Source organism: Pseudomonas sp. GL-B-12 (genome assembly GCF_019955895.1).
Classification (GTDB): domain Bacteria; phylum Pseudomonadota; class Gammaproteobacteria; order Pseudomonadales; family Pseudomonadaceae; genus Aquipseudomonas.
Window position 1 is genome coordinate 234,743 of record NZ_JAHBCX010000022.1, and the last position, 25,310, is coordinate 260,052.

Annotated in this window: 26 protein-coding genes and 1 pseudogene; 9 read left to right on the top strand and 18 right to left on the bottom strand. The window is 60.3% G+C overall.

Annotated features, from left to right (window positions below; translation table 11 throughout):
* Positions 1-128: 128 nt before the first annotated feature.
* The 3 genes from KGA85_RS13770 to exbB are packed head-to-tail and all read right to left on the bottom strand — an operon-like array spanning position 129 to position 2,281.
* Entirely contained in the window at positions 129-878 is a 750-nt protein-coding gene (locus KGA85_RS13770) for an energy transducer TonB (RefSeq protein ID WP_046038935.1), read from the bottom strand.
* Positions 875-1,303, bottom strand: coding sequence for a TonB system transport protein ExbD (gene exbD, locus KGA85_RS13775; protein ID WP_007975187.1), 429 nt, complete (start codon positions 1,301-1,303; stop codon positions 875-877). Before exbD ends, KGA85_RS13770 begins: the two co-directional genes overlap by 4 nt.
* Before the next feature lie 6 nt (positions 1,304-1,309).
* Entirely contained in the window at positions 1,310-2,281 is a 972-nt protein-coding gene (exbB, locus tag KGA85_RS13780; protein ID WP_223455302.1) for a tonB-system energizer ExbB, read from the bottom strand.
* Between the two features lie 188 nt (positions 2,282-2,469).
* Here exbB and KGA85_RS13785 point away from each other — a divergent pair, with 188 nt between their 5' ends.
* Positions 2,470-3,327 carry an SDR family oxidoreductase gene (locus KGA85_RS13785; RefSeq protein WP_223455304.1) on the top strand — a complete coding sequence of 286 codons (858 nt, stop codon included), beginning with the start codon at positions 2,470-2,472 and terminating at the stop codon, positions 3,325-3,327.
* Between the two features lie 143 nt (positions 3,328-3,470).
* Here KGA85_RS13785 and KGA85_RS13790 read toward each other — a convergent pair whose 3' ends face one another.
* From KGA85_RS13790 to KGA85_RS13815, 6 genes are all read right to left on the bottom strand, one after another.
* On the bottom strand, positions 3,471-4,211 hold the full coding sequence (locus KGA85_RS13790) for a hypothetical protein (protein WP_223455306.1): 741 nt from the start codon (positions 4,209-4,211) through the stop codon (positions 3,471-3,473).
* A 68-nt stretch (positions 4,212-4,279) separates the two neighbouring features.
* Positions 4,280-4,660 (bottom strand): RidA family protein, encoded by a 381-nt coding sequence (locus tag KGA85_RS13795; protein WP_003229509.1) that lies wholly within the window; start codon positions 4,658-4,660, stop codon positions 4,280-4,282.
* A 24-nt stretch (positions 4,661-4,684) separates the two neighbouring features.
* The gene (gene spoT / locus KGA85_RS13800; RefSeq protein ID WP_223455308.1) at positions 4,685-6,790 is read right to left on the bottom strand and encodes a bifunctional GTP diphosphokinase/guanosine-3',5'-bis pyrophosphate 3'-pyrophosphohydrolase; all 2,106 of its coding nucleotides are present in this window, start codon (positions 6,788-6,790) and stop codon (positions 4,685-4,687) included.
* 57 nt (positions 6,791-6,847) lie between these two features.
* Positions 6,848-7,111 carry a DNA-directed RNA polymerase subunit omega gene (gene rpoZ / locus KGA85_RS13805; RefSeq protein ID WP_007921129.1) on the bottom strand — a complete coding sequence of 88 codons (264 nt, stop codon included), beginning with the start codon at positions 7,109-7,111 and terminating at the stop codon, positions 6,848-6,850.
* A gap of 167 nt (positions 7,112-7,278) precedes the next feature.
* Positions 7,279-7,899, bottom strand: coding sequence for a guanylate kinase (gene gmk, locus KGA85_RS13810; RefSeq protein WP_046038947.1), 621 nt, complete (start codon positions 7,897-7,899; stop codon positions 7,279-7,281).
* Positions 7,900-7,911: 12 nt separating this feature from the next.
* Positions 7,912-8,775, bottom strand: a complete 864-nt coding sequence (locus tag KGA85_RS13815; RefSeq protein ID WP_008047081.1) for a YicC/YloC family endoribonuclease — start codon at positions 8,773-8,775, stop codon at positions 7,912-7,914.
* A gap of 268 nt (positions 8,776-9,043) precedes the next feature.
* Between KGA85_RS13815 and rph the strand changes: the two genes are divergently transcribed.
* Together rph and KGA85_RS13825 are read left to right on the top strand one after the other, a co-directional pair.
* On the top strand, positions 9,044-9,766 hold the full coding sequence (gene rph / locus KGA85_RS13820) for a ribonuclease PH (protein ID WP_007989575.1): 723 nt from the start codon (positions 9,044-9,046) through the stop codon (positions 9,764-9,766).
* A 28-nt stretch (positions 9,767-9,794) separates the two neighbouring features.
* Positions 9,795-10,163 carry a DUF4870 domain-containing protein gene (locus KGA85_RS13825; RefSeq protein ID WP_223455310.1) on the top strand — a complete coding sequence of 123 codons (369 nt, stop codon included), beginning with the start codon at positions 9,795-9,797 and terminating at the stop codon, positions 10,161-10,163.
* Between the two features lie 177 nt (positions 10,164-10,340).
* On the opposite strand, the gene KGA85_RS13830 is transcribed toward KGA85_RS13825, so the two are convergent.
* The gene (locus KGA85_RS13830) at positions 10,341-11,120 is read right to left on the bottom strand and encodes an exodeoxyribonuclease III (protein WP_003229491.1); all 780 of its coding nucleotides are present in this window, start codon (positions 11,118-11,120) and stop codon (positions 10,341-10,343) included.
* Between the two features lie 82 nt (positions 11,121-11,202).
* Between KGA85_RS13830 and pyrE the strand changes: the two genes are divergently transcribed.
* On the top strand, positions 11,203-11,847 hold the full coding sequence (gene pyrE / locus KGA85_RS13835) for an orotate phosphoribosyltransferase (protein ID WP_095057652.1): 645 nt from the start codon (positions 11,203-11,205) through the stop codon (positions 11,845-11,847).
* 205 nt (positions 11,848-12,052) lie between these two features.
* Here the strand turns inward: pyrE and argB are convergent, their stop codons facing one another.
* The 4 genes and pseudogenes from argB to coaBC all read right to left on the bottom strand — a co-directional run bounded on the left by argB (position 12,053) and on the right by coaBC (position 16,279).
* Positions 12,053-12,958, bottom strand: coding sequence for an acetylglutamate kinase (gene argB / locus KGA85_RS13840; RefSeq protein ID WP_008047078.1), 906 nt, complete (start codon positions 12,956-12,958; stop codon positions 12,053-12,055).
* A 17-nt stretch (positions 12,959-12,975) separates the two neighbouring features.
* A pseudogene (locus KGA85_RS13845) lies at positions 12,976-14,379 on the bottom strand (phosphomannomutase/phosphoglucomutase); the annotation flags it as partial.
* Between the two features lie 230 nt (positions 14,380-14,609).
* Entirely contained in the window at positions 14,610-15,065 is a 456-nt protein-coding gene (gene dut / locus KGA85_RS13850) for a dUTP diphosphatase (protein ID WP_007975171.1), read from the bottom strand.
* Between the two features lie 5 nt (positions 15,066-15,070).
* Complete coding sequence (gene coaBC / locus KGA85_RS13855) at positions 15,071-16,279, bottom strand: bifunctional phosphopantothenoylcysteine decarboxylase/phosphopantothenate--cysteine ligase CoaBC (RefSeq protein ID WP_007989564.1); 1,209 nt, start codon at positions 16,277-16,279, stop codon at positions 15,071-15,073.
* Positions 16,280-16,414: 135 nt separating this feature from the next.
* Between coaBC and radC the strand changes: the two genes are divergently transcribed.
* Positions 16,415-17,089: a RadC family protein gene (radC, locus tag KGA85_RS13860; protein WP_223455312.1), complete on the top strand. Its 675-nt coding sequence runs from the start codon at positions 16,415-16,417 to the stop codon at positions 17,087-17,089.
* A gap of 148 nt (positions 17,090-17,237) precedes the next feature.
* Here the strand turns inward: radC and KGA85_RS13865 are convergent, their stop codons facing one another.
* Positions 17,238-18,824 (bottom strand): ABC transporter substrate-binding protein, encoded by a 1,587-nt coding sequence (locus KGA85_RS13865; protein ID WP_223455314.1) that lies wholly within the window; start codon positions 18,822-18,824, stop codon positions 17,238-17,240.
* A 446-nt stretch (positions 18,825-19,270) separates the two neighbouring features.
* Between KGA85_RS13865 and rpmB the strand changes: the two genes are divergently transcribed.
* Together rpmB and rpmG are read left to right on the top strand one after the other, a co-directional pair.
* Positions 19,271-19,504: a 50S ribosomal protein L28 gene (rpmB, locus tag KGA85_RS13870; protein WP_007975166.1), complete on the top strand. Its 234-nt coding sequence runs from the start codon at positions 19,271-19,273 to the stop codon at positions 19,502-19,504.
* Between the two features lie 11 nt (positions 19,505-19,515).
* Positions 19,516-19,671 (top strand): 50S ribosomal protein L33, encoded by a 156-nt coding sequence (gene rpmG / locus KGA85_RS13875; RefSeq protein WP_003177274.1) that lies wholly within the window; start codon positions 19,516-19,518, stop codon positions 19,669-19,671.
* A 95-nt stretch (positions 19,672-19,766) separates the two neighbouring features.
* On the opposite strand, the gene KGA85_RS13880 is transcribed toward rpmG, so the two are convergent.
* Positions 19,767-19,985, bottom strand: a complete 219-nt coding sequence (locus tag KGA85_RS13880) for a peptidase inhibitor (RefSeq protein WP_150753847.1) — start codon at positions 19,983-19,985, stop codon at positions 19,767-19,769.
* A gap of 174 nt (positions 19,986-20,159) precedes the next feature.
* Complete coding sequence (locus KGA85_RS13885) at positions 20,160-20,522, bottom strand: cupin domain-containing protein (protein WP_150724895.1); 363 nt, start codon at positions 20,520-20,522, stop codon at positions 20,160-20,162.
* Between the two features lie 234 nt (positions 20,523-20,756).
* Here KGA85_RS13885 and KGA85_RS13890 point away from each other — a divergent pair, with 234 nt between their 5' ends.
* Positions 20,757-22,250: an aldehyde dehydrogenase gene (locus KGA85_RS13890; protein WP_223532314.1), complete on the top strand. Its 1,494-nt coding sequence runs from the start codon at positions 20,757-20,759 to the stop codon at positions 22,248-22,250.
* A 193-nt stretch (positions 22,251-22,443) separates the two neighbouring features.
* Positions 22,444-23,589, top strand: coding sequence for an MFS transporter (locus KGA85_RS13895; protein ID WP_223455318.1), 1,146 nt, complete (start codon positions 22,444-22,446; stop codon positions 23,587-23,589).
* Positions 23,590-23,715: 126 nt separating this feature from the next.
* Here the strand turns inward: KGA85_RS13895 and KGA85_RS13900 are convergent, their stop codons facing one another.
* Complete coding sequence (locus tag KGA85_RS13900; protein WP_223543176.1) at positions 23,716-25,290, bottom strand: phospholipase D family protein; 1,575 nt, start codon at positions 25,288-25,290, stop codon at positions 23,716-23,718.
* Positions 25,291-25,310: the final 20 nt, after the last annotated feature.

Sequence of the window (25,310 nt, forward strand, 5' to 3'; positions counted from 1 at the left end):
TGCCTTTTGGCTGGATTTACGAACTTGTAGGAGCGAGCCTGCTCGCGAAAGCGGTGTGCCAGTCAACATTGATGTTGAATGTGACGGTCTCTTCGCGAGCAGGCTCGCTCCTACAGGGGCTGGTGTTATCAGCGGCGGCGTTTCTCCAGCGAATACACAAACGGTGCAACGATTTCGATGGAGCCATTGGTCAGCATGTCGGCCGGTGGCTTGGGCAGCGGTTGGGCGCGGCGGATCATTTCCAGGGTGGCACGGTCCAGATCGGCAGTGCCCGAGGCGCCTACCAGTTCAAACGACAACACATTGCCTTCGGCATCCACGACGAAACGCAGACGGTTCATGCCTTCCTTGCCTCGCGCCTGTGCACTGGCCGGGTACTTCTTGTACTTCTGCAAATGCGCCAGCAAGGTGCCTTGCCAACTGGCCTTGGCCGCCATTTGAGCAGGCGACGGACCCGGCGCAGGCTGGGCGGATTTCTCCGTCGGTACCTGAGTCTGCTGGGTTTCGGCCGGTTTTTCTTCGGCCGGCTTTTCCTTCGGCGGCTCGGGTTTCTTCTCTACCGGCTTGGGCGGCTGCGGCTTCGGCTTGGGTTTGACCGGCTTGGGCACGGCAATTTCAGCTTTCGGCGCTTCGGCGAGCTTGGGTATCGGCAGTTCTTCAACCGGAGCCGGTGGCTGCGGCGGGGTGACGACCTTCGGCGGAGCAGGCGGTGGCGGGGCAGGGACCGGTGCCAGTTCGACCATCATTGCCTGAGGGGGCAATTCGATGGGCGGACGGGCGGACCAGTTCAGCGCCAGCGCGATGGCCAGCGCATGAACACCCAGCACCACAGCCAGGCTACCGCTGTAACGCGTCAGCTTATGGCGCGTCGTGATCATTTCTTGGCTGCCGTCTCGAGCCCGACCAGACCTACCTTCAGGTAACCGGCAGAACGCAGGTTGTCCATCACGCTCATCAGGTCGCCGTAATCCACGCCTTTGTCGGCCTGGAAGAAGATTGTCGTGTCTTTCTTGCCCTGGGTCCTGGCGTCGAGGGTGGCGCCGAGTGCTTCGGCCTTCACTTCGTCTTCGCCGAGGAACAGTCGCTGGTCAGCCTTGACGCTGAGGAACACCGGTTTCTCTGGCCGCGGCGCCGGCTTGGCGGTCGAGGCGGGCAGGTCGACCTTGATGTCCACGGTGGCCAGCGGGGCCGCCACCATGAAGATGATCAACAGTACCAACATCACGTCGATGAACGGCGTTACGTTGATTTCGTGGTTTTCGGACAGATCGTCGTCTGCCCCTTCTTTCAAATGCAGGCCCATGGCTGATTACCCCACTTTCACCATGTGCGGTTGCGAGCTGCGCTCAGGCTGGTGGTCGAGGTCGCGGCTGACCAGCAGCAGGACCTGTGCCGACGCGTCGGACACCTGAGCCTTGTAACCGGCGATGGAGCGGGCAAAGACGTTGTAGATCACGACCGCAGGGATCGCTGCAACCAGGCCCAGCGCGGTAGCCAGCAGGGCCTCGGCGATGCCCGGAGCCACGACGGCGAGGTTGGTGGTCTGGGTCTTGGCGATGCCGATGAAGCTGTTCATGATGCCCCACACGGTACCGAACAGGCCGACGAACGGCGCGGTGGAGCCGATGGTGGCCAGCACGCCGGTGCCGCTGCTCATGTTGCGACCGCAGGCCGCGACCAGGCGCTCAAGACGGAAGCTGACGCGTTCCTTGATGCCTTCTTTCTCGCGGCTGTTGACCGACAGGCGCATCTCTTCAAGGGCGTCATGTACCAGCAGGTTGGCCAGGGTGCCTTCCTTCGCGGCGGTGGCGCTGGCTTCCTTGAGGGAGGCGGACTTTTTCAGTTGGGCGATTTCACCGCGCAGACGACGCTTGGCGCCCATCAGCTCAAGACCCTTGGCGATCCAGATGGTCCAGGTGATGATCGAGGCGATGGCCAGGCCGATCATCACGATTTTCACGATGATGTCGGCATTCTTGTACATGCCCCACGGCGACAGGTCATGGGCCATGCCCAGGGTGTTGTCGGCTTCGAGGACCTCAGGGACGTCTTCACCCAGCGCTTCTGCCGGTGCTGCCTGGGCAGGATCGGTCGCAACCGGAGCAACGGCCGGGGCAGCGTGATCGGCCGGAGCCGGCGCGGTGGCGGCCGGTGTGGCTGGCGCCTGGGCATCGGCGAAAGCGGCGACTGGCGCGAGCATCAGGCTGAGGAGCAGGGCGGCCACCGCGCTCCAGGCGCGAGGTCGTTTGGTTGGCGAAGCGGAGAATTGATTGCGTGTCATGCTGGCCGGACCTGAGAGAAAAAACGGGTGATGTTCTTCCTGGCCTCGAAGGCCGAGAACAAAAGTGGGGAGGCATTATTGCAATTAATTCTTGTTAACAAAAGTAATAGCGTCTCTTTTTTTCCTGCATTGCTAGCCGCTTGTCTATTGCCGGCGCTAGTCTGTGGCTTTCCGATGGGAGTTTTCTGATGTCTGCGCCTACTGTTTTGATCGCCGGCTGCGGTGATGTCGGCAGCCGCCTGGCCACACAATTGCTGGCGGCGGGGTGGGAGGTCCATGGCCTGCGACGCGACGTTTCACGCCTGCCCAAGGGCGTCATCGGTGTTGCCGGTGACCTGTTCAACAAAGACTGCCCGGCTACCTGGCCAATCGGCGCCGTGGATTACCTGGTGTATTGCGCGGCGGCCACCGATCACGACGAAGCCGGCTACCGCGCTGCGTATGTCCAGGGCCTGGAGCATGTGCTGGAATGGCTGAACGACTACGGGCAGATGCCCAATCGCCTATTGTTCGTTTCCAGTAGCAGTGTTTACGGTCAACAGAATGGCGAATGGGTCGACGAGTCTTCACCGGCCGTGGCGGCGGGCTATTCCGGGCGTGTGATGCTCGAAGCCGAGCAACTTGCCCTCAAAAGCGGCATTCCGGCCAGCATCCTGCGCTTGACCGGCATTTACGGCCCCGGCCGTGAATGGCTGCTGACCCAGGTGCGCCGGGGTTATCGCGTGGCGGTCGAGCCACCGTTGTATGCCAATCGGATTCATGCCGACGATGCCGCTGGGTTGATCGCGTGCCTGCTTGAGGCGGATCGGCGTGGCGTGGCGCTGGATGATGTCTACATCGGCGTAGACGATGCGCCGGCAGCGCTGGCCGATGTGGTGGGCTGGTTGCGTGAGTATCTGGGTGTGACCGAATGGGCTGACGACGATAGCGTGCGACGCACTGGCAGCAAGCGCTGTAGTAATGCGCGGGCCAAGGCGTTGGGCTGGACGCCGAAGTATCCGAGTTTTCGCGAGGGGTATGCGGCGATCATTGAAGGGCGCGGCTGACTTTCAGTCACAGTAACCCAAATGTGGGAGCGGCGGTGCGACGATTCGACTTGCTCACGAAGGGGTCGTAACATTCAACATCTCTGTTGGCTGTTATACCGCTTTCGCGAGCAAGCCCGCTCCCACAGGGGGTAATGCGTTGCTTACTGCTTTTCCAGCAACCACTTGCGCTCACCCGGGGTGAACGAGGGCATCTCGTCCGCCTGAGCCGTGTTCACGGTCTGGAAAATCTCCAGCTCCTTGCCCTTGCGCGCAAAGATCCAGGCGTTGCCTTGGCCATTGAGTTGCAGCCACATGTTGTCATTGCCGCCGCTCATGGATGCGCAATCACCGGCCAGGCACAACGCATAGCGGTCGCTGCCTGGCAGGCCGGTCACCTGGCCGTCGGCCTGGAATTGAACCGTATTGCCTTCGCCTGGGCCGTTGACGATTGTCCAGCCGCCGCCCATGTAGGCTGAATACAGCGCACGTTCGAAGCTGGCACCTATCGGTGCGCCATCCGGTACCTGGATCTGTACGCGGTCGAAGACTTGCTCAGGCTCATTGTCGCTGGCGGACTGGCTCAGTTGCTTGCCGTCACGCTGCAGCTCACTGGCCGAGCTGCCATAAAAGTCGACTTTCCAGGCGCCGGATTCTTCACCCAGCAGCTTGCCATCGACATTTTCAAAACCGTTGGTGTAGCGGGCCTGACCGGCCTTGGTGTTGATGTCCCATTCCAGGTTCGGGCCATAGGCCTGGAGCGCTTCACGCAGGGGGACGCCTTTGGCGGCAGCATCGATCGCCACCTGGTTGATCCAGGTGCCGCTGATGTCACGGTCGGCAGGGTTGCTGGCACATCCGCCCAGGAACAGGGCGAGCAGCGAGAGAGCAAGCGCGTTGCGCATGGGTGGAATCCTTTCAAGCATTCTTTACAGCAGAGCAGTCGGCGCAGCCCGAGGCTGCGCCGCACGCATTACTCGATGACCAGGATGGCATCCATTTCAACCTGCGAACCCTTTGGCAGGGCTGCTACGCCGATGGCGGCGCGGGCAGGGTAAGGCTGGTCGAAGTACTTGCCCATGATCTCGTTGACCTTGGCGAAGTGGCTCAGGTCGGTGAGGAAGATGTTCAGCTTGACGATGTCCTTGAACGAACCGCCAGCGGCTTCAGCCACGGCCTTGAGGTTCTCGAACACCTGGACGGTCTGGGCCTCGAAGCCTTCAACCAGTTCCATGGTTTTTGGGTCCAGGGGAATCTGACCCGACATGTAAACGGTGTTGCCAGCCTTGATCGCCTGGGAGTAAGTACCGATGGCGGCCGGGGCCTTGTCGCTGGTGATAACAGTCTTGGTCATGTAGGACTCCTTGTAATTAGGGGCTTAGGCGCGCATGCGGGTGATGCGAGTCACCCCGGTCAAGGCGCGCAGTTTCTTGATCACGCGGGCCAGGTGCACGCGGTCGTGCACGCTGACCACCAACTGGACCACGCTGATGCGACCATCGCGTTCGTCCATGCTGATTTTCTCGATGTTACCGTCGGCGGCGTTGACGCTGCTGGCCAGCAGGGCGATAAGGCCGCGCTGGTGCTCCAGCTCGACGCGCAGCTCAACGTTGAATTCGCCGGTGACATCCTTGGCCCACGAGAGCTGGATGCATTTTTCCGGGTTGTGGCGGATTTCGCTGATATTGCGGCAGTTGTCCAGGTGCACGACCATGCCTTTGCCGGCGGACAAGTGGCCGACAATCGGGTCGCCCGGGATCGGCGTGCAACACTTGGCGTAGCTGAGCACCAGGCCTTCGGTGCCGCGAATCGCCAGTGGGCCTTCCGGACTTGGCAACTGTTCGCCTTCGCCCAGCAACCGGCGGGCCACCACATAGGCCATGCGATTACCCAGGCCTATGTCTTCCAGCAAATCCTCGATCAGTTCGAGGCGGTACTCGACGAGCATGGCCTTGACGCGCTCGGCCGGGATTTTCTCCAGCGAGCTGTCGAAACCATTGAGGACCTTGTTCAGCAGGCGCTCGCCCAGGCTGATGGATTCGGAGCGACGTTGCAGTTTCAGGGCATGGCGGATGTGCGTGCGCGCCTTGCCGGTGACCACGAAGTTGAGCCAGGCCGGGTTCGGCCGCGCGCCAGGGGCGCTGACAATCTCGACCGTGGAGCCGCTTTGCAGCGGTTCGGACAGCGGCGCGAGACGACGATTGATCCGGCAGGCGATGCAGCTATTGCCCACGTCGGTGTGTACCGCGTAGGCGAAGTCGACCGCCGTGGAGCCCTTGGGCAGTTCCATGATCCGGCCTTTGGGCGTGAACACGTAGACCTCGTCCGGGAACAGGTCGATCTTCACGCTTTCGATGAATTCCAGCGAATTGCCGGCGCGTTGCTGCATTTCCAGCACGCCCTTGACCCACTGGCGGGCTCGGGCATGGGTGCCTTTCGGCTGCTCGTCATCGCTGGATTTGTACAGCCAATGGGCGGCGATGCCATTGTTGGCCATCTCTTCCATTTCACGGGTGCGGATCTGGATCTCGATCGGAACACCGTGCATGCCGAACAGCGTGGTGTGCAGCGACTGATAGCCGTTGGCCTTGGGGATCGCGATGTAATCCTTGAAGCGCCCCGGCAATGGTTTATATAAGTTATGTACAGCACCCAGCACGCGGTAGCAGGTATCGACCTTGTCGACGATGATCCGGAATGCATAGACGTCCATGATCTCGTTGAAGGCCCGACGCTTGCCGCGCATTTTCGTGTAGATGCCGTAGAGGTGTTTCTGGCGACCGCTGACCTCGCCCTGGATGCCATCGATGGCCAGGCAGTGGCTTAAGGATTCTTCGATCTTGTTGACGATTTCCTTGCGGTTGCCCCGGGCGCGTTTGACCGCCTGGTAGATCCGCGCGGAACGCATCGGGTGCATGGCCTTGAAACCGAGGTCTTCGAACTCTATGCGGATGGCGTGCATGCCCAGCCGGTTAGCGATGGGCGCATAGATTTCCAGGGTTTCCTTGGCGATGCGCCGGCGTTTTTCGCCGGACAGCACTTCCAGCGTGCGCATGTTGTGCAGGCGATCGGCCAGCTTGACCAGGATCACGCGAATGTCGCGGGCCATGGCCATGGCCATTTTCTGGAAGTTTTCGGCTTGCGCCTCGGCCTTGGTCTCGAAGTTCATCTGGGTCAGTTTGCTGACCCCGTCGACCAGTTCGGCCACAGTTTCGCCGAACTGCGCTTGCAGCGCTTCCTTGGCAATACCGGTGTCTTCGATCACGTCATGCAGCATCGCAGCCATCAGACTCTGATGGTCCATGTGCATGTCGGCAAGAATATTCGCAACCGCGAGTGGGTGCGTGACGTACGCCTCGCCGCTACGGCGGCGTTGGCCGTCGTGGGCTTGTTCGGCGTAGAAATACGCTCGGCGGACCAGATTGACCTGGTCCTTGCCGAGGTAGGTCGATAAGCGATCGGCGAGGGCGTCTATGCTCGGCATGATGTCTCCTGCCGTAAGCTTTTATCCCGCGCCGTGCTACGTCGACCAGGCATAGGCTTAGACGGCCTCGTTGGACTCGTCCTCGAATGCAGCAAAAAGCGGTTCATCTTCAACGATTTCGGCTTCGGCGATAGCTGCGTAGTCGATCAGGCCTTCAGCGATTTCACGCAGGGCGACAACGGTAGGCTTGTCGTTTTCCCATGCTACTTTCGGCTCTTTGCCGCCGGTGGCCAGTTGACGGGCACGCTTGGTAGAGAGCATGACCAGCTCAAAGCGGTTATCCACGTGTTCTAGGCAGTCTTCAACGGTTACGCGGGCCATGGTCTTCCTCGTAGCAAATGCAATATGCGCGCTGCCCGGATGGGCGAGCGGACTCAACAGTTTAAAAAATCACCAGCGTTTAGGGAAGCGCTGATTTTTTGACCAAGCCCTTCAACGCGCTGCAAGTACCAATGTAAAGCCCTTGCAGCGGTTTTGGGAAGAGCTGATTAACCGAGCAATTCAGCCAGCAATTTGCCGTGACGCTGCTGCTGACGCTTCTGAATCAGCTGATTGGCGCGGAAAATCGCCTTCAGGTCGTGCAGCGCGTGGGCGAAATCGTCGTTGATGATCAGGTAGTCGTAGTCGACGTAGTGGCTCATTTCGCTGACGGCTTCGCGCATCCGGCCGTCAATGACTTCGTCACTGTCCTGGCCGCGATTGGTCAGGCGCTGGTGCAGGGCCTGCAATGACGGCGGCAGAATGAAGATCGAGCGGGCCTGAGGCATCAGCTTGCGCACTTGCTCGGCACCTTGCCAGTCGATTTCCAGAATCAGGTCGTGGCCTTCGTCCAGGGTCTGCTGCAGGTGGCTTTGCGAAGTGCCGTAGAGATTGCCGAACACTTCGGCGCGCTCGAGGAAATCCCCGTGTTCGATCATCTTCACGAACTCGCTGCGGTCGACGAAGTGATAGTTCACGCCATTCACTTCACCGGGGCGCATGGCGCGGGTGGTGTGGGAGACCGAGACGCGGATCTCCGGATTGGCGTCGGTCAGGGCCTTGACCAGACTGCTCTTGCCCGCGCCCGAAGGGGCGGAAATGATGTACAGGGTGCCGGTGCTGTGTGTCATGTCGGGGTAGCCTTACTCAATATTCTGCACTTGTTCGCGCATCTGCTCGATCAACACCTTGAGGTTGACCGCAGCCTGGGTGCTGCGCGGGTCGAAGGCTTTGGAGCCCAGTGTGTTGGCTTCGCGGTTGAGTTCCTGCATCAGGAAGTCCAGGCGCCGACCGGCGGCACCGCCGGATTTGAGCACCCGGCGAACTTCGATGATGTGAGTGCTCAGGCGATCCAGTTCTTCGGCGACGTCGCTTTTTTGCGCGAGCATGACCATTTCCTGCTCCAGGCGCTGCGGATCCATCTCGGCCTTCATGTCGGCGAAGCGGTCGAGGACTTTCTGGCGCTGGGTGGCGAGCATTTGCGGGACCAGTTCGCGCAAGGTCACCACGTCTTCTTCGATGGAGCTCAGGCGCTCGTTGATCAGCCGCGCCAGCTCCGCGCCTTCGCGCTCGCGGCCGGCCTTCAGTTCCTTGAGGCCCTGATTGAACAGTGCCAGCGCTTCGGCGTTCAAGGCTTGCGGGTCAGTGGCGTCGCCTACCAGTACGCCGGGCCAGGCCAGGACTTCCAGCGGGTTCAGCGCTGCCGGGTTCTTGATCAGGCTGGCGATGGTCTCGGCGGCGGCGACCAGTTGCGCGGCGCGCTCCTGATCGATTTGCAGTGCTTTGCCGGTGTTTTCTTCGGTGAAGCGCAGGGTGCATTCGAGCTTGCCCCGGGATACTCCCTGGCGCAGGGCTTCACGAACAGCGCCCTCGAGGTCGCGGAAGGATTCCGGCAGGCGCAGGTGGGGTTCCAGGTAGCGGCTGTTGACCGACCGCAGTTCCCAGCTCAGGGTGCCCTGGACGCCGGCTTTCTCGACGCGGGCGAAGGCGGTCATGCTGTGCACCATGGAGGTACCTCGCAAGGCAGATCGGCACAGAACCGAGGTTCCGGGAATCCGATATCAATGAATTAAAGCCGACTGGCAGCAAAGGCGCAGGATTGTAGCGCAGTGACGCGGATGCGCCCAAACACACGGTGTGACAAAGAGCGGCAGGCCTGCACCGACGCGCGGTGCAGAGCCCTCGGTCGTCGGCGGATTTTTTTAGAAGTGCCCAGTGGCGGCCGTCGGCTCTATAATGCTCCGCAGTTTTCCGTCCCCAGTACAGGTACTCCCTATGATACGTCCAAGTGGTCGCGCTGCCGATCAGCTCCGCTCGATCCGCATCACCCGCAACTACACCAAACACGCCGAGGGTTCTGTGCTGGTCGAGTTCGGCGATACCAAGGTCATCTGCACCGTCAGCGTTGAACCGGGCGTACCGCGTTTCCTGAAAGGCCAGGGCCAGGGTTGGCTGACCGCCGAGTACGGCATGCTGCCGCGCGCTACCGGCGAGCGTAACCAGCGTGAAGCCAGCCGTGGCAAGCAAGGCGGCCGCACCCTGGAAATCCAGCGTCTGATCGGTCGTTCCCTGCGCGCTGCGCTGGACATGTCCAAGTTGGGTGACGTCACCCTGTACGTCGACTGCGACGTGATCCAGGCCGATGGCGGCACCCGCACGGCGTCGATCACCGGCTCCATGGTTGCACTGATCGATGCCTTGAAAGTCATCAAGAAGCGTGGTGGCCTGAAGGGCGGCGACCCGGTCAAGCAGATGATCGCTGCGGTTTCCGTGGGCATGTACAAGGGTGAGCCTGTGCTCGACCTCGATTACCTGGAAGACTCGGCCGCCGAGACTGACCTGAACGTGGTGATGACCAGCGCTGGCGGTTTCATCGAAGTCCAGGGCACTGCCGAAGGCGCGCCGTTCCAGCCTGAAGAGCTGAACGCCATGCTTGAACTGGCGAAGAAAGGCATGAACGAGATCTTCGAATTGCAAAAGGCCGCATTGGCCGACTGACCGGACTGCTCCAGACAAGGAGGACGCCATGAGTGACGAGCAACTGCCACTGCCCTCGCCGAGCCAAGAGGTGCGTCAGTGGGCGATGTTTTGCCACTTGTCCGCCTTGCTGGGGATCTGGATTCCGTTTGGCACGATCATCGGCCCGCTGATTCTCTGGCAGATGAAGCGCGAGATGGACCCGTTCATCGATGCCCAGGGCAAGGAAGCACTGAACTTCCAGATCACCGTCGCCATTGCCTCGGCTATCTGCTTCTTGCTGATGGTGGTGATTATCGGGTTCTTCCTGTTTGGCCTGATCGCGATCGGTGCGCTGGTGCTGACGATCATTGCCGGGGTGAAGGCTAATGAGGGGCAGCCTTATCGGTATCCGTTCACCTGGCGGTTGATCAAATAACGATCAACGAAGATCCCCTGTAGGAGCGAGCCTGCTCGCGATGAGGCTCACACATTCAGCATTGATGTGACTGAAAGACCGCTATCGCGAGCAAGCTCGCTCCCACAAAGAGCAAGAATCTGCGCCCACAAAAAAGCCGACATTGCTGTCGGCTTTTTTGTGTCTGCGAAACGACGCTTAAATGGTCAGCGTCCAGTCGTAGTCCACGATCAGCGGAGCGTGTTGCGAGAACCGCGGCTGGCGTGGCAGGCGTGCACTGCGTACGAAGCGGCGCAGGCCCGGGGTCAGCAGTTGATAGTCGAAGCGCCAACCGAGGTTGAGCATCTCCGCCTGTTCGTTGTCCGGCCACCAGCTGTACTGGTCGCCTTCACGGCTGACTTCACGCAGGGCGTCGACATAACCCATGTTGCCGACAATCTCGTCCATCCAGGCACGTTCAGGTGCCAGGAAGCCCGGAGATTGCTGGCTGTCGCGCCAGTTCTTGATATCCAGCTTCTGTTGCGCCACGTACAGCGAGCCGCAATAAATGTACTCACGACGCTTGCGTCGCTGTTTATCCAGGTACTTGCCGAAGTCGTCCATGAGCTTGAACTTCTGGTTCAAGTCCTCATCGCCGTTCATCCCCGAAGGAAGCAGCAAGGTGGCAATACTCACTTTGTCGAAATCTGCTTGCAGGTAGCGCCCGTAGCGGTCGGCCGTCTCGAAACCGAGACCGCTGATGACAGCCTTCGGTTGCAACCGCGAATACAAAGCCACGCCGCCTTGGGCAGGGACTTCAGCATCGCAGGCATAAAGGAAGTAGCCATCCAGTTGGAAGGCTGGGTCATCCAGTTCAAAGGCGGAGGCACGGGTGTCCTGCAGGCAGATGACGTCGGCATTCTGTGCTTGCAGCCAACTGAGCAAACCACGCTCGACTGCAGCCTGAATACCATTGACGTTCACACTGATGATCCGCATAAATGGCCCCAAAAATCGCGTGCGTGTATGATACACGGCGTCAAGCTAATTAGCTAAATCCGTGGTATTTGGGGTTTTTTTCATGCAGGCGTATCAGCGCGATTTCATCCGTTTTGCCATCGATCGCGGCGTTTTGCGCTTCGGTGAGTTCACCCTGAAGTCCGGGCGTACCAGTCCTTACTTCTTCAACGCCGGCTTGTTCAACTCGGGTTCGGCCCTGGCGCAACTGGGGCGTTTCTACGCCGCAGCCATCGCTGAAAGCGGCATTTCCTTCGACGTGCTGTTTGGCCCAGCCTACAAAGGCATCCCTTTGGCGGCGACCACTGCCGTGGCCCTGGCCGAGCATCACAACCGTGACCTGCCGTGGTGCTTCAACCGCAAGGAAGCCAAGGCCCACGGCGAAGGCGGCAGCCTCGTTGGAGCACCGCTGACCGGCGACGTTCTGATCATCGACGACGTGATCACCGCCGGCACCGCAATCCGTGAAGTGATGCAAATCATCGCTTCCCAGGACGGCGCCAAGGCAGCCGGCGTGCTGATCGCCCTGAACCGTCAGGAGCGTGGCAACGGCGAGTTGTCGGCGATCCAGGAAGTCGAGCGTGACTTCGGTATCCCGGTGATCAGCATCGTTTCGCTGAACCAGGTGCTGGAATTCCTCGCGGACGATCCGCAGCTCAAGCAGCACTTGCCAGCCGTGGAAGCGTACCGCGCGCAGTTCGGCGTTTAATCGTTATTCCCTGTAGGGAGCTTGTGTGGCGAGGGAGCTTGCTCCCGCTGGGCTGCGTAGCAGACCCAAGAATGTTGTGAGTGCTGTGCACTCAAGCGGGAGCAAGCTCCCTCGCCACAAAAAAGCAGCTTTCCATAGGGAAAACGGTGCAAAAAAAGACCCCGCTCAGCCAGGCCGAGCGGGGTCTTTTTGTTTGCGCGATCGCTTAGGGACGCTTGCGATTGCTGATCAGGGTGCCCACGCCGGTATCGGTGAAGATTTCCAGCAGGATCGCGTTCGGCACGCGACCGTCGATGATCAGCGAGCTGCCCACGCCGCCCTGGACCGCTTCCAGTGCGCAACGGATCTTCGGCAGCATGCCGCCGTAGATGGTGCCGTCGGCGATCAGGTCGTCGACTTGCTGGGTTGTCAGGCCGGTCAGGACCGTGCCCGACTTGTCCATCAGGCCGGCGATGTTGGTCAGCAGCATCAGCTTCTCGGCTTTCAACGCTTCGGCGACTTTACCGGCCACCAGGTCAGCGTTGATGTTGTACGACTCGCCGTTGGCGCCGACGCCGATGGGCGCGATCACCGGAATAAAATCGCCTTTGACCAGCAGGTTCAGCAGGTCGGTGTTGATCCCGACCACTTCGCCCACATGGCCGATGTCGATGATTTCCGGGGTGGTCATTTCCGGCGTCTGACGGGTAACGGTAAGCTTCTTCGCGCGAATCAACTCGGCGTCTTTACCGGTCAGGCCGATGGCGCTGCCGCCATGACGGTTGATCAGGTTGACGATGTCCTTGTTGACCTGGCCGCCGAGGACCATTTCCACCACGTCCATGGTCGCGGCGTCGGTGACGCGCATGCCGTCGACGAAATGGCTCTCGATCGACAGGCGCTTGAGCAGGTCACCGATTTGCGGGCCGCCACCGTGAACCACCACCGGGTTGATGCCCACGGCCTTCATCAGCACGATGTCGCGGGCGAAGCCGGTTTTCAGCTCCTCGCTTTCCATCGCGTTGCCGCCGTATTTGATCACCAGTGTCTTGCCGACATAACGGCGGATGTAAGGCAGCGCTTCGGACAGGACCTTGGCGGTGTTGGCGGCGGCTTCGCGTTCGAGGGTCATTCAGGGCTCCGGGTGAATCAGAACGGTAGTTGGAGATCAGGTGCAACACGATTGAGCTGGATGCGGAACACATCCTTGATGCGTTGCAGTTCAGCCTCGTCATCGGCCTCGAAACGCAGCACCAGCACCGGTGTGGTGTTGGATGCGCGTACCAGGCCCCAGCCTTTGGCATAGTCGACTCGCACGCCGTCAATGGTGGTCAGGTCGGCGCCTTCGCCCCACTGCGCATCGTGCAATGCATCAATGATGCTGAATTTGCTCTCTTCGGTCACATGGATATTGATTTCCGGCGTAGAAATATCGTTCGGGAAGGTCGCGAACAGCTCTTCGGCCGAGGATTTTTCCTTGCTGAGGATCTCCAGCAAGCGTGCGGCGCTGTAGATGCCGTCGTCGAAACCGAACCAGCGCTCCTTGAAGAAGATGTGCCCGCTCATTTCGCCAGCCAGCAGGGCGCCGGATTGTTTCATTTTCTTTTTGATCAGCGAGTGACCGGTCTTCCACATTAACGACCGGCCGCCGTATTCCTTGATCAGCGGAAACAGGCGGCGGGTGCATTTGACGTCGAAAATGATCTCGGCGCCCGGGTTGCGCGCCACGACGTCGCGGGCGAACAGCATCAGCAGGCGGTCCGGGTAGACGATGCTGCCGGTGTTGGTCACCACGCCGACGCGGTCGCCATCGCCATCGAAGGCCAGGCCGATATCGGCCTTGGTTTCCTTGACCTTGTTGATCAGGTCTACGAGGTTTTCAGGCTTGCCCGGGTCCGGGTGGTGGTTCGGGAAGTTGCCGTCCACTTCGCAGAACAGCGGGATGACTTCGCAGTTCAGCGCTTCGATCAGTTGTGGGGCGATCACGCCAGCCGCACCGTTGCCGCAGTCGACGACCACTTTCAGGCGCCGGGCCAGCTTGATGTCCTGGACGATTTCGGTGGTGTAGCGGTCGAGGATCTCGACCTGGGTGATGCTGCCCTGGCCGCTGCTCAGGTCGTTGGTCTTGAGGCGGTCGTGCAGAGCCTGGATCTGTTCGTTGGCCAGGGTGTCGCCGGCAATGACGATCTTGAAGCCGTTGTAGTTCGACGGGTTGTGGCTGCCGGTGAGCATAACGCCGGATTTGCCGGCCAATACGTTGGCGGCGTAGTAGAGCGCCGGAGTCGGGACCAGGCCTACATCACTGACGTGGCAGCCGCTGTCGGCGATGCCTTTGATCAGTTGCGCGACCAGTTCCGGGCCGGACAAGCGGCCGTCACGACCGACGGACACGTTCGGTTCGCCCTGGGCCAGGCTCTGGGAGCCGATGGCGCGGCCGATCCAGTATGCGGTTTCAGCGTTCAGGAATTCCGGGACGGTGCCGCGAATGTCGTAGGCGCGGAAGATGCTGTCGGGGAATTTTGGTGCGATTTTGGCCGGGGTGCTCATCTGCGGAAATGCTCCATTTCGGAAGTGGCTGGACAAACCACCGAATCATTCGGTGGCAGGTTCAAACTGTAGGGTATGACGGCGTTTTCCACAGAGAGTTCGTGGTATGAAAGGGCCATGACACCCCTGACGGCAAGGGTTTGATCGGGCAATGCCTTGATTTTCGGAGCTAAACCTTGAAGATGACAATTTGAATTTTGTGGCGAGCTCCCTCGCCACAATGGATCTCTATCGAATCAACGGGTACCGGTATGGCCGAAACCGCCAGTGCCGCGTTCGGTTTCAACAAACTCTTCAACCATCTCGAAGTGAGCCTGCACCACCGGCACCAGCACCAGTTGTGCCAGACGCTCGCCGACCGGCATGGTGAATTCGGTCTGGCCACGGTTCCAGCAGGAGACCATCAATGGGCCTTGGTAGTCGGAGTCGATCAGCCCCACCAGGTTGCCCAGCACGATGCCGTGCTTATGGCCCATTCCCGAGCGCGGTAGAATCAGCGCCGCCAGGTTCGGGTCACCGATATAGACCGACAGGCCGGTGGGGATCAGCACGGTTTCACCCGGCTTGATCACGGTGTCCTGTTCCAGCATGGCGCGCAGGTCGAGGCCGGCGGAGCCCGGTGTGGCGTATTGCGGCAGCGGGAATTCGGTACCGATGCGGGGGTCGAGGATCTTGGCTTGCAAAGCGTGCATGTAAATTAAACCTGGTTCAGACGTTCGGCGATAAAAGTGATCAGCTGGCGAGCAATCTTGCTCTTGCTGGTCTGGGCGAAAAGTGTGGCATGAAGCTCGCGGTCGATGACGCTGCAGGCGTTTTCTTCGCTGTTGAAACCAATGCTCGGGTTGGCGACGTCGTTGGCGACGATCAGATCGAGGTTCTTGTCTTTCAGCTTGCGCGCAGCGTAATCGAGCAGGTGTTCGGTCTCGGCGGCGAAACCGACACTGAACGGGCGGTCGGGGCGGGTGGCGATAGTGGCCAGGATGTCCGGGTTACGCACCATCTGTAGTAACAGGCCGTCGCCGTTCGTAGGATCTTTCTTGAGTTTCTGTGGGGCAACGACTTCCGGGCGGTAGTCCGCGACTGCTGCCGAGGCGATGAACAGGTCGCAAGGGATCGCCGCTTCACACGCGGCGAGCATGTCACGGGCGCTGACCACGTCGATGCGGGTGACACGATCCGGAGTCGGCAGGTGCACGGGACCGGTGATCAGGGTTACGCGGGCACCGGCTTCCACGGCGGCTTCAGCCAGGGCAAAGCCCATTTTCCCGGAGCTGTGGTTGGTGATGTAGCGCACCGGGTCGATGTTTTCCTGGGTCGGGCCGGCGGTGATCAGTACGTGCTTGCCGGTCAGCGCCTGACGCTGAAAGCAGTCGGCGGCGCACTGGGCCAGTTCAAGGGCTTCGAGCATGCGCCCCAGGCCGACGTCGCCGCAGGCCTGGCTGCCGGAGGCCGGGCCGAAGACCTTGATGTCGCGACTTTCTAGGGTTTGCAGGTTGGCCTGGGTCGCCGGATCGCGCCACATCGCCTGGTTCATTGCCGGTGCAACGGCGACCACTGCGTCGGTGGCCAGCACCAGCGTGGTCAGCAGGTCATTGGCAATGCCTTGGGCCAGGCGGGCGATCAGGTCCGCGGTGCCGGGAGCGATCAGCACCAGATCGGCCCATTTGGCCAGTTCGATGTGGCCCATGGCCGCTTCGGCCGCCGGGTCCAGCAGGTCCAGGTGGACCGGGTGCCCGGACAGGGCCTGCATGGTCAGCGGGGTGATGAACTCTGCGCCGCCACGAGTCATGACCACGCGCACTTCGGCGCCCTGATCGATCAGGCGGCGAACCAGGTCGGCGCTCTTGTAGGCAGCGATACCGCCGCCGACGCCCAGAACAATGCGTTTCCGATACAGCCGCTGCATAGGCCTGCCTTTCAATTCGTTGGTGACATACGTGGCGAAACCCCCTCCCCAGGATGAATTCGCCCGCAAAAAAGATGGGCTACGATATCACAGCGACCGCTACGGAACAGCGGTGCCCACAGACAGGGAGGTGCTATGAGTATTCGCGATTGGCCGGCGGCGGAACGGCCGCGGGAGAGGTTGCTTGAACAGGGCGCGGGAAGCCTTTCGGACGCCGAGTTGCTGGCGATCTTTTTACGTACAGGCGTGGTAGGTAAAAGCGCCGTAGATTTGGCGCGACACCTGTTGAGTCAGTTTGGCAGCCTGCGTTTGCTGCTTGAGGCCGATCAGGAAACGTTCAGCAAGCAGTTGGGACTTGGGCCGGCGAAATTTGCACAGTTGCAGGCTGCGCAAGAAATGAGCAGGCGTCATCTGGCCGAGCGTGCGCGCCAAAAATCGGCACTGGAGAATCCTCACGCGGTTCGCGAGTACCTGAAATCGATGCTGCGCCACGAGCCACACGAGGTGTTTGGTTGCTTGTTTCTCGACTCAAGGCATCAGGTACTGGCGTTCGAGACACTGTTCCGCGGCTCCATCGACAACACCAGCGTTCATCCGCGAGAGGTGGTCAAGCGCGCCTTGGCCAACAACGCAGCGGCATTGATCCTCTGCCACAACCATCCTTCGGGCAACACCGACCCCAGTCAGTCCGACCGGGTGCTGACCAAGCGCCTGCAAAAGGCGCTGGAGTTGATTGACGTGCGGGTGCTCGACCATTTCATCATCGGAGACGGCGATCCACTGTCGATGGCGGAGTATGGGTGGATGTAGGGGCTGTGAAGTTAGCGAAACCCATGTGGGAGCGGGCTTGCTCCGGGCGGCGTTCCGACGAAAGCGGTGTATCAGTCAGCATTGATGGCGACTGACACTCCCTCTTCGCGAGCAAGCCCGCTCCCACAAGGTTTTGTGTTGAGGCGAGTTACTTGAAGTTGACCTTCGAATAATCCTGCCGCCCGAACGGGCTGACCGAGTACCCCTCGACATCCTTGCGTGTCAGCGCGAAAGCCGTCGGGTGGGCCAGGGGCAACCACAGCGCCTGCTGCTGGATCTGCGCCTGGGCCTGTTCGTAGAGCTTGCTGCGCACACCTTGCTCGCCGGTGGTCTTGCCGGCGCTGATCAGCTTGTCCAGGTCCGCGTTGCAGTAGCGGGCGAAGTTGGTACCGGACTTGACCGCGGCGCAGGAAAACTGCGGCGTGAGGAAGTTGTCCGGGTCACCGTTGTCACCGGCCCAGCCCATGAACAGCAAGTCGTGTTCACCGGCCTTGGCGCGGCGGATCAGTTCGCCCCATTCGATCACGCGGATTTCAGCCTGAATGCCGATTTCCGCAAGGTCAGACTGAAGCAGTTGAGCGCCAAGGCTTGGGTTGGGGTTAAGCAGGCTGCCGGAAGGGCGGGTCCAGATGGTGGTCTGGAAGCCGTCCTTGAGTCCGGCCTTGGCCATCAAGGCTTTGGCCTTGGCGATGTCGTGAGGGTAACCCGGCAGGCCTTTCGCGTAGCTCCAGGTGTTGGGTGGATACGGACCGTTGGCCGCCTCGGCAGTGTCTTCGAACACGGCTTTGACATAGTTGGCCTTGTCGAAGGCAAGGTTGATGGCCTGGCGGATTTCAGGCTTGTCCAGTGGCGGATGCTGACTGTTGATGCCGACGAATGCGGTCATGAACGCGTCAGTCTTTTCGACTTTCAGCGTCGGCTCTTTCAGCGCTTCCTGTACGTCCAGAGGCTTGGGTGACAGGGCGATCTGGCATTCGTTACGGCGCAATTTCTGCAGGCGCACGTTGGCGTCCGGCGTGATGGCGAAGATCAGCGGATCTACAGAGGGCTTGCCACCGAAGTATTCGGGGTTGGCTTTGTAGCGAACCGAGGCGTCCTTCTGGAAGCGGGTGAACACGAACGGCCCGGTGCCGATCGGCTGGCTGTTGAGCTTCTCGGGCGTGCCGGCCTTCATCAGTTTGTCGGCGTATTCGGCCGAATAGATCGAGGCGAAACCCATGCTCAGGGTCGCCAGGAAGGTCGAATCCGGGTGGTCGAGGGTGAAGCGCACGGTCTGCGGATCGAGGGCGTCGATCTTCTTGATCAATGCAGGCAACTGCATCGATTGCGCATGCGGGAAGCCGCTCTGGGCGACTTTGTGCCACGCATTGGCCGGGTCGAGCATGCGGTCGAAGCTGAAAATCACGTCTTCGGCATTCAGGTCACGCGTTGGGGTGAAGTACTCGGTGCGATGGAATTTCACCTGCGGGTGCAACTTGAAGACGTAGGTCAGGCCGTCGGGGCTGATTTCCCAACTGTCGGCGAGGCTGGCGACCACTTTGCCACTGGCCGTGTCGAAGTCCACCAGGCGATTCATCAACACATCGGCCGAGGCATTGGTGGTGGTCAGCGAGTTGTACTGCACCACGTCGAACCCTTCAGGGCTGGCCTCGGTGCAGACGCTCAGGGCGGCGGCAAAGGCCTGTGGACTCAGCAGAAGCGGGGCGAGCAACAGCGGTAGGGCAGCAAGGCGCATGGTCGGCTTCCTTTACAGATCGAAGGCCCATCTGCAAGTGCAGTCTGGAAAAGGCTTACCCTAGTGGGCTCTTTTGTAAATGACTATCCCCTTTTTCATTTTGGGGGGACTATAGGCGCCAGATTTTGCTGTGCAGCGGTTGAGCAAAACCCCAGGTTGGCTCGATGAGCGATTCTCTGCGACGAGCGGTCGCCATCAACGATAGCCTTTGTCCAAGGCACTCGGAGCCCGGAAAACGGGGTTTTTGTGAATTCTACGCACACTGAATGTTGTTGCTCTCCAGTCTTTCTGGTATAAAGCAGCGCTCTTTTCTAGGGGCCCGGTTCCTTCACTGTAGGTGTAGCCGGTAAGACCTCTAAAGAAACGCGGCGCCTGGCGCCAAATGACTGAGAGATTAAGCGGCCAACCCATGCCGGGTTGGGCATGTGGTTTTAGAGGGCTGAGGCATGTCTAGAGTATGTCAAGTTACCGGTAAGGGTCCGGTAACCGGGAATAACATTTCCCACGCAAACAACAAAACCCGTCGTCGTTTCCTGCCGAACCTGCAGCATCACCGCTTCTGGGTTGAAGAAGAGAAACGTTTTGTGCGTCTGCGCGTATCTGCCAAAGGCATGCGTATCATCGACAAGCGTGGCATCACTGTCGTGCTGGCCGAACTTCGCCGCGATGGCAAGGTTTAAGGGAGCTAATCATGCGTGAATTGATTCGTTTGATTTCGAGCGCCGGTACTGGTCACTTCTACACTACCGACAAGAACAAGCGTACTACCCCGGACAAAATCGAGATCAAGAAATATGATCCGGTTGTTCGCAAGCACGTGATCTACAAAGAAGGCAAAATCAAGTAATTGATTTTTCCCTCTTACGAAAAAGGCCCGTATCGCGAGATACGGGCCTTTTTTGTTGCGCGAGAATCAAGTTGTTTCGTCAGTGCCGAAACGAATCAGCCGCAGTTGATGCTGACGATGATTCTGTCGGCATTGGTATGCAGGTTGATGCGTCGTGGGCGCAGGTCCCAGCTCGAAGGGTACTTCGGTCCAGTAGCTCGCACTGGCGCGCCATTGGCCAGGGCACGAACTTCTTCAAGCAGTTGCGGGGTGCATTTCTGGCCGATGGTGTATTGGGCTATGGCGAGATCGCATTGATCGGGTAAGACTGGCATGTTGCCTCCTTGCATGACTGTTGGTTGGGGCGCCTACGTCGCCGGGTGGCAGCACGTCCTGTGCGTTACCGTCCCGACGATGAAATACGAATACGTGGCACCTGTCAGCAAGTCTTACCCGGTGTCGCTGCCTTGGGCCAGCGGCAGAATGTCAGCGACTGTTTCGATGTGGGTTCAAGCCTTCTGTTCAAACGCCACGTAGATCTTGCGGCACGGCTCCAGTACTTCCCAGGTGCCCTTGAAGCCGGCCGGGATTACGAAGCGATCGCCAGCGCGCACGGTTTTGCTGTTGCCGTCGTTGTCGCGCAGCACCGAAACGCCCTGAACGATTTCGCAGTATTCATGCTCGGTGAAGTTCACCAGCCACTGGCCGACGGCACCTTCCCACACGCCTGCGTTCAGCTGGCCGCAGGGGCTATTGTAGTGGTTGTACACTGCTTGTTCCGGGTCGCCCTTGAGGACTTTCGCCGGGTCTGGCCGATAGCGCTCGGGCTGGGTAGTGGCCTGGCTGAAGTCGACGATGTTCTGGATGCTCATTGTTCTAATCCCCCGTCATTGCGGTGCGAGTGGTTGTTAAAGCCAAAGTCTATGTTTATTAAAATGAACATCGCAAGGCCGTTTGCCGGCCTTGTGTCAAATATATTGAAACTTCATGTGCGGCTGGTTTAGGGTGGTGGATGCCTTGGGCCGAAAAGCAGGCTGGCCGGGCAGAATTCCTGACAGCGCCCGCGAAGAACGCGGGTGTCGTATCAATAAGAGGAGGACACTCGCATGACCACCCTGACCCGTGCCGACTGGGAACAACGTGCCCGCGACCTGAAAATCGAAGGCCGCGCCTATATCAATGGCGAATACACCGACGCCGTTTCCGGCGAGACCTTCGAGTGCATCAGTCCGGTCGATGGCCGTCTGCTGGGCAAGATTGCCAGCTGTGACGCCGCCGATGCCCAGCGCGCCGTGGAAAACGCTCGCGCCACTTTCAATTCCGGTGCCTGGTCGCGCCTGGCGCCGACCAAGCGCAAATCCACCATGATCCGTTTCGCCGGCCTGCTCAAGCAGCACGCCGAAGAGCTGGCCCTGCTTGAAACCCTGGACATGGGCAAGCCGATCAGCGATTCCCTGTACATCGACGTTCCCGGCGCGGCGCAAGCCCTGAGCTGGAGCGGCGAAGCCATCGACAAGATCTACGACGAAGTAGCGGCCACCCCGCATGATCAGCTGGGCCTGGTGACTCGCGAGCCAGTGGGCGTGGTTGGCGCCATCGTGCCGTGGAACTTCCCGCTGATGATGGCGTGCTGGAAACTCGGTCCTGCGCTGTCCACCGGTAACTCGGTGATCCTCAAACCGTCCGAAAAATCCCCGCTGACCGCCATCCGCATCGCTGAACTGGCTGTCGAAGCCGGCATCCCGAAAGGCGTGCTGAACGTGCTGCCGGGTTATGGTCACACCGTCGGCAAGGCCCTGGCCCTGCACAACGACGTCGACACCCTGGTGTTCACCGGTTCGACCAAGATCGCCAAGCAGCTGTTGATCTACTCCGGCGAGTCGAACATGAAGCGTGTCTGGCTCGAAGCGGGTGGCAAGAGCCCGAACATCGTGTTTGCCGATGCACCGAACCTGCAGGATGCAGCCGAAGCCGCAGCTGGCGCCATTGCCTTCAACCAGGGCGAAGTCTGCACTGCCGGTTCGCGCCTGCTGGTGGAGCGTTCGATCAAGGACAAATTCCTGCCGTTGGTGATCGAGGCGCTAAAAACCTGGAAGCCGGGCAATCCGCTGGACCCGGCGACCAACGTTGGCGCGCTGGTCGATACCCAACAGATGAATACCGTGCTGTCCTACATCGAGTCCGGTCATGCCGACGGCGCCAAGCTGGTTGCCGGTGGCAAGCGTACGCTCCAGGAAACTGGCGGCACTTACGTTGAACCGACGATTTTCGACGGTGTGAGCAACGCGATGAAAATCGCCCAGGAAGAAATCTTCGGCCCGGTACTGTCGGTCATCGAATTCGACAGCGCCGAAGAAGCCATCGCGATCGCCAACGACACACCGTACGGGCTGGCCGCAGCAGTCTGGACGGCCGACATCTCCAAGGCCCACCTCACTGCCCGCGCACTGCGTGCCGGTAGCGTATGGGTCAACCAGTACGATGGCGGCGACATGACCGCACCGTTCGGTGGCTTCAAGCAGTCCGGTAACGGTCGTGACAAGTCCTTGCACGCGTTCGACAAATACACCGAGCTGAAGGCGACCTGGATCAAGTTGTAAGCCGTTAAGGGAGGCCTGTTGTAGAGCAGGCCTCCCGAACGACACAGATCCCTTGTGGGAGCGGGCTTGCTCGCGAAGGCGGTGTATCAGCCAACGTTGATGTTGGATGTGATGACCTCTTCGCGAGCAAGCCCGCTCCCACAGTGTTTTGTGCCGTCTGTATGAACAATAATTATCCACAGGAGCGTGGAACATGCGTTGGGCGACGTATTTCGCCGTTTTGGCATCTGTCCTGAGTGTTGGCCTGGCCCTGGGTGTCAGCATGCCGCTGGTGTCGTTTCGCTTGGAGAGCTGGGGATACGGCTCGTTTGCCATTGGCGTGATGGCGGCGATGCCGGCCATCGGTGTCCTGTTGGGGGCGAAAATCTCCAGCCATCTGGCGGCGCGATTCGGCACGGCCAATCTGATGCGCCTGTGCCTGTGGGCCGGGGCGGTTTCGATCGGTTTGCTGGCGCTGTTGCCGAGTTATCCGGTCTGGTTGGTCTTGCGGCTGATGATCGGGGTGATCCTGACCCTTGTATTCATCATCGGTGAAAGCTGGATCAATCAACTGGTGGTCGAGCAATGGCGCGGACGGCTGGTGGCGCTGTATGGCAGCAGCTACGCATTGAGTCAGCTGGCAGGGCCGGTGTTGCTGGGCTTCCTCGGTACCGAGCACGACTATGGCTTTTGGGTGGGTGTCGGTTTGCTGATGGCTGCACCGTTCTTGCTGTTGGGACGCAGTGGTGCGCCGAGCAGCGAGGCCAGCAGCGTGACCTTGAGTGATCTGCTTGTTTTCTGTCGTGGCTTGCCGGCGATTGCCTGGGCGGTGTCGTTGTTCGCCGCGTTCGAGGCGATGATTCTGACGTTGTTGCCGATCTACTGCCTGCGCCAGGGCTTCACCACGGAGATCGCCCTGGCGATGGTCAGTACGGTGGTGGTCGGCGATGCGGTGCTGCAATTGCCGATCGGTGCGTTGGCCGATCGCTTGTCGCGACGCGCGTTGTTCACCGGTTGTGCGGTAGTCCTGCTGATGTCGAGCCTGGCAATCCCGCTGCTGATCGACACGCTGCTGATCTGGCCCTTGTGGGTGCTGTTCGGCGCCAGCGCTGGCGGGTTGTTCACCTTGTCGTTGATCCTGATCGGCGAGCGTTATCGCGACGATGCGCTGGTGCGGGCTAACGCGCACATCGCCCAACTGTGGGGGATTGGTTGTCTGGTCGGGCCGCTGCTGGCGGGTGCCGGCAGCCAGTGGATCAACGGCCATGCGTTGCCGTTACTGATGGCGGTGGGGGCCTTGGGTGTGTTGATTGTGGTGTCGCGGCAAGGGGCGTTTGGTGCGGCTGCAGAACCAGCCTGAAGAACAACAACAAGCTGTGGCGAGGGAGCTTGCTCCCGCTTGGGTGCGCAGCGCCCACAGAATCTTTGGGGCCGCTTCGCAGCCCAGCGGGAGCAAGCTCCCTCGCCACAATGAATCATCGGCTGGCTACAACATCTTCTCCAGGCCCACCGTATTGCTCAGCCAGGCATTGAAACGCCGCCACCAACTCCCTGGCTCCTTGGTCAGGGTGTGCATTTTTCCGTCGTCTTCGGTGGTCCAGACGATCTGATCGTTTTCCAGCTCCACCTGATAACTCAGGGCCGGTGCCATACCCTGCAGCGCGAGTTCGCGGACCCGTGCGGCCAATTCCGGACTGTCCACCAGCACGCCGACTTCGGTGTTCCACAGCACCGAGCGCGGATCGAAATTGAACGAGCCGATAAAGGACTTCTGCTGGTCGAAGATCATCGCCTTGCTGTGCAGGCTGGAGTCAGAGCTGTGATAGGCGCTGCTGGAAAACAGATGCGGCCCGCTACCACTGCCGCCTCCCTCGCCGGGTTGGCTACGCAATTCGTAGAGCTTCACGCCGTGCTCCAGCAGCGCCCTGCGATAGGGCGCGTAGCCACCGTGTACGGCGGGAACGTCCGTGGCTTCCAGTGAATTGGTCAGCAAGCTCACGGAGACGCCGGCATCGGCGCGCCCGGTCAGGTATACCAGCCCCGGCTGGCCGGGCACAAAGTAGGCCGAGATCATGATCAGCTCTTTGCTGACGTTATTGAGTTCAGGTGCGAGTTGCGTAGTTAGCAGCAACTGCGAATCGGGCTCGCCCTTGGCCAGTACCTTGCTCGGAGCATCCCACAATGCCTGGTTCCAGGCCCAGATCAGCTCGCGGCGCCAGATGTCCAGGCGTGGGTGGGTAGTAAAGGTCATCAAGTGTTTGTAGAGCGCGTGATTCTGTTTGCGCGTTTCCGTCAGGGACTCTTTCAGTCGGACGCGGGTGTTTTCCAGGTCCAGGGGTGTGGGTTTGCTCGACAGGAATTCGTCGATCGGCTTGCTCAGGGCGCTGTTCCAGTACTGGTCGAAACTGTGCCCGAGTTGCTCGGCGACCGGGCCGACACTGAGCATGTCGATGTCGGTGAAATTCATGTTGGGCTTGGCATCGTAATACTCGTCCCCCAGATTACGCCCGCCGACGATGGCCATGCTGTTGTCCGCCAGCCACAACTTGTTATGCATGCGTCGATGCTGTTGCGACAGATTGAACAGCCGGCCCACAGTGCGCGTCACCCCCGTACTGCGGCCCAGGTTCAGCGGGTTGAACACGCGGATCTGGATGTTCGGATGCGCGGCGAGGGTGGCAATGACCCGGTCCAGGCCGTCGCTGGCGGTGTCGTCGAGCAGCACCCGCACCCGCACGCCCCGGTCGGCGGCCTTGAGCAACTCCTCGATTAACATGCGCGTGCTGATGCCGTCGTGCACGATGTAGTACTGCAAGTCGAGGCTGCTTTGGGCATTGCGGATCAGTTCGGCGCGGGCGGTGAAGGCCTCGGTGCTGTCCGATAGCAGGCGAAAGCCCGATTGTCCCTTGTAAGGTGCGGCCTGCGCCTGGACCGAGCGACCGAATGCGGAGTCTGCAGCCGGTAGCGCCTGGCTCGGCATACGCTGTACGTCGAGGCTGGCGCAACCGCCCAGGAACGCGGCGAGTAGCAGAAGAGCAAGCAGGGGCTGTCTGACGCTCACGCAGGATCGTTCCGTTTGGC

Bases quoted from the DNA above. Each gene is read 5' to 3' on its own strand.
- KGA85_RS13770 (WP_046038935.1), bottom strand. From the start codon at position 878: ATGATCACGACGCGCCATAAGCTGACGCGTTACAGCGGTAGCCTGGCT.
- exbD (WP_007975187.1), bottom strand. From the start codon at position 1,303: ATGGGCCTGCATTTGAAAGAAGGGGCAGACGACGATCTGTCCGAAAAC.
- exbB (WP_223455302.1), bottom strand. From the start codon at position 2,281: ATGACACGCAATCAATTCTCCGCTTCGCCAACCAAACGACCTCGCGCC.
- KGA85_RS13785 (WP_223455304.1), top strand. From the start codon at position 2,470: ATGTCTGCGCCTACTGTTTTGATCGCCGGCTGCGGTGATGTCGGCAGC.
- KGA85_RS13790 (WP_223455306.1), bottom strand. From the start codon at position 4,211: ATGCGCAACGCGCTTGCTCTCTCGCTGCTCGCCCTGTTCCTGGGCGGA.
- KGA85_RS13795 (WP_003229509.1), bottom strand. From the start codon at position 4,660: ATGACCAAGACTGTTATCACCAGCGACAAGGCCCCGGCCGCCATCGGT.
- spoT (WP_223455308.1), bottom strand. From the start codon at position 6,790: ATGCCGAGCATAGACGCCCTCGCCGATCGCTTATCGACCTACCTCGGC.
- rpoZ (WP_007921129.1), bottom strand. From the start codon at position 7,111: ATGGCCCGCGTAACCGTTGAAGACTGCCTAGAACACGTGGATAACCGC.
- gmk (WP_046038947.1), bottom strand. From the start codon at position 7,899: ATGACACACAGCACCGGCACCCTGTACATCATTTCCGCCCCTTCGGGC.
- KGA85_RS13815 (WP_008047081.1), bottom strand. From the start codon at position 8,775: ATGGTGCACAGCATGACCGCCTTCGCCCGCGTCGAGAAAGCCGGCGTC.
- rph (WP_007989575.1), top strand. From the start codon at position 9,044: ATGATACGTCCAAGTGGTCGCGCTGCCGATCAGCTCCGCTCGATCCGC.
- KGA85_RS13825 (WP_223455310.1), top strand. From the start codon at position 9,795: ATGAGTGACGAGCAACTGCCACTGCCCTCGCCGAGCCAAGAGGTGCGT.
- KGA85_RS13830 (WP_003229491.1), bottom strand. From the start codon at position 11,120: ATGCGGATCATCAGTGTGAACGTCAATGGTATTCAGGCTGCAGTCGAG.
- pyrE (WP_095057652.1), top strand. From the start codon at position 11,203: ATGCAGGCGTATCAGCGCGATTTCATCCGTTTTGCCATCGATCGCGGC.
- argB (WP_008047078.1), bottom strand. From the start codon at position 12,958: ATGACCCTCGAACGCGAAGCCGCCGCCAACACCGCCAAGGTCCTGTCC.
- dut (WP_007975171.1), bottom strand. From the start codon at position 15,065: ATGCACGCTTTGCAAGCCAAGATCCTCGACCCCCGCATCGGTACCGAA.
- coaBC (WP_007989564.1), bottom strand. From the start codon at position 16,279: ATGCAGCGGCTGTATCGGAAACGCATTGTTCTGGGCGTCGGCGGCGGT.
- radC (WP_223455312.1), top strand. From the start codon at position 16,415: ATGAGTATTCGCGATTGGCCGGCGGCGGAACGGCCGCGGGAGAGGTTG.
- KGA85_RS13865 (WP_223455314.1), bottom strand. From the start codon at position 18,824: ATGCGCCTTGCTGCCCTACCGCTGTTGCTCGCCCCGCTTCTGCTGAGT.
- rpmB (WP_007975166.1), top strand. From the start codon at position 19,271: ATGTCTAGAGTATGTCAAGTTACCGGTAAGGGTCCGGTAACCGGGAAT.
- rpmG (WP_003177274.1), top strand. From the start codon at position 19,516: ATGCGTGAATTGATTCGTTTGATTTCGAGCGCCGGTACTGGTCACTTC.
- KGA85_RS13880 (WP_150753847.1), bottom strand. From the start codon at position 19,985: ATGCCAGTCTTACCCGATCAATGCGATCTCGCCATAGCCCAATACACC.
- KGA85_RS13885 (WP_150724895.1), bottom strand. From the start codon at position 20,522: ATGAGCATCCAGAACATCGTCGACTTCAGCCAGGCCACTACCCAGCCC.
- KGA85_RS13890 (WP_223532314.1), top strand. From the start codon at position 20,757: ATGACCACCCTGACCCGTGCCGACTGGGAACAACGTGCCCGCGACCTG.
- KGA85_RS13895 (WP_223455318.1), top strand. From the start codon at position 22,444: ATGCGTTGGGCGACGTATTTCGCCGTTTTGGCATCTGTCCTGAGTGTT.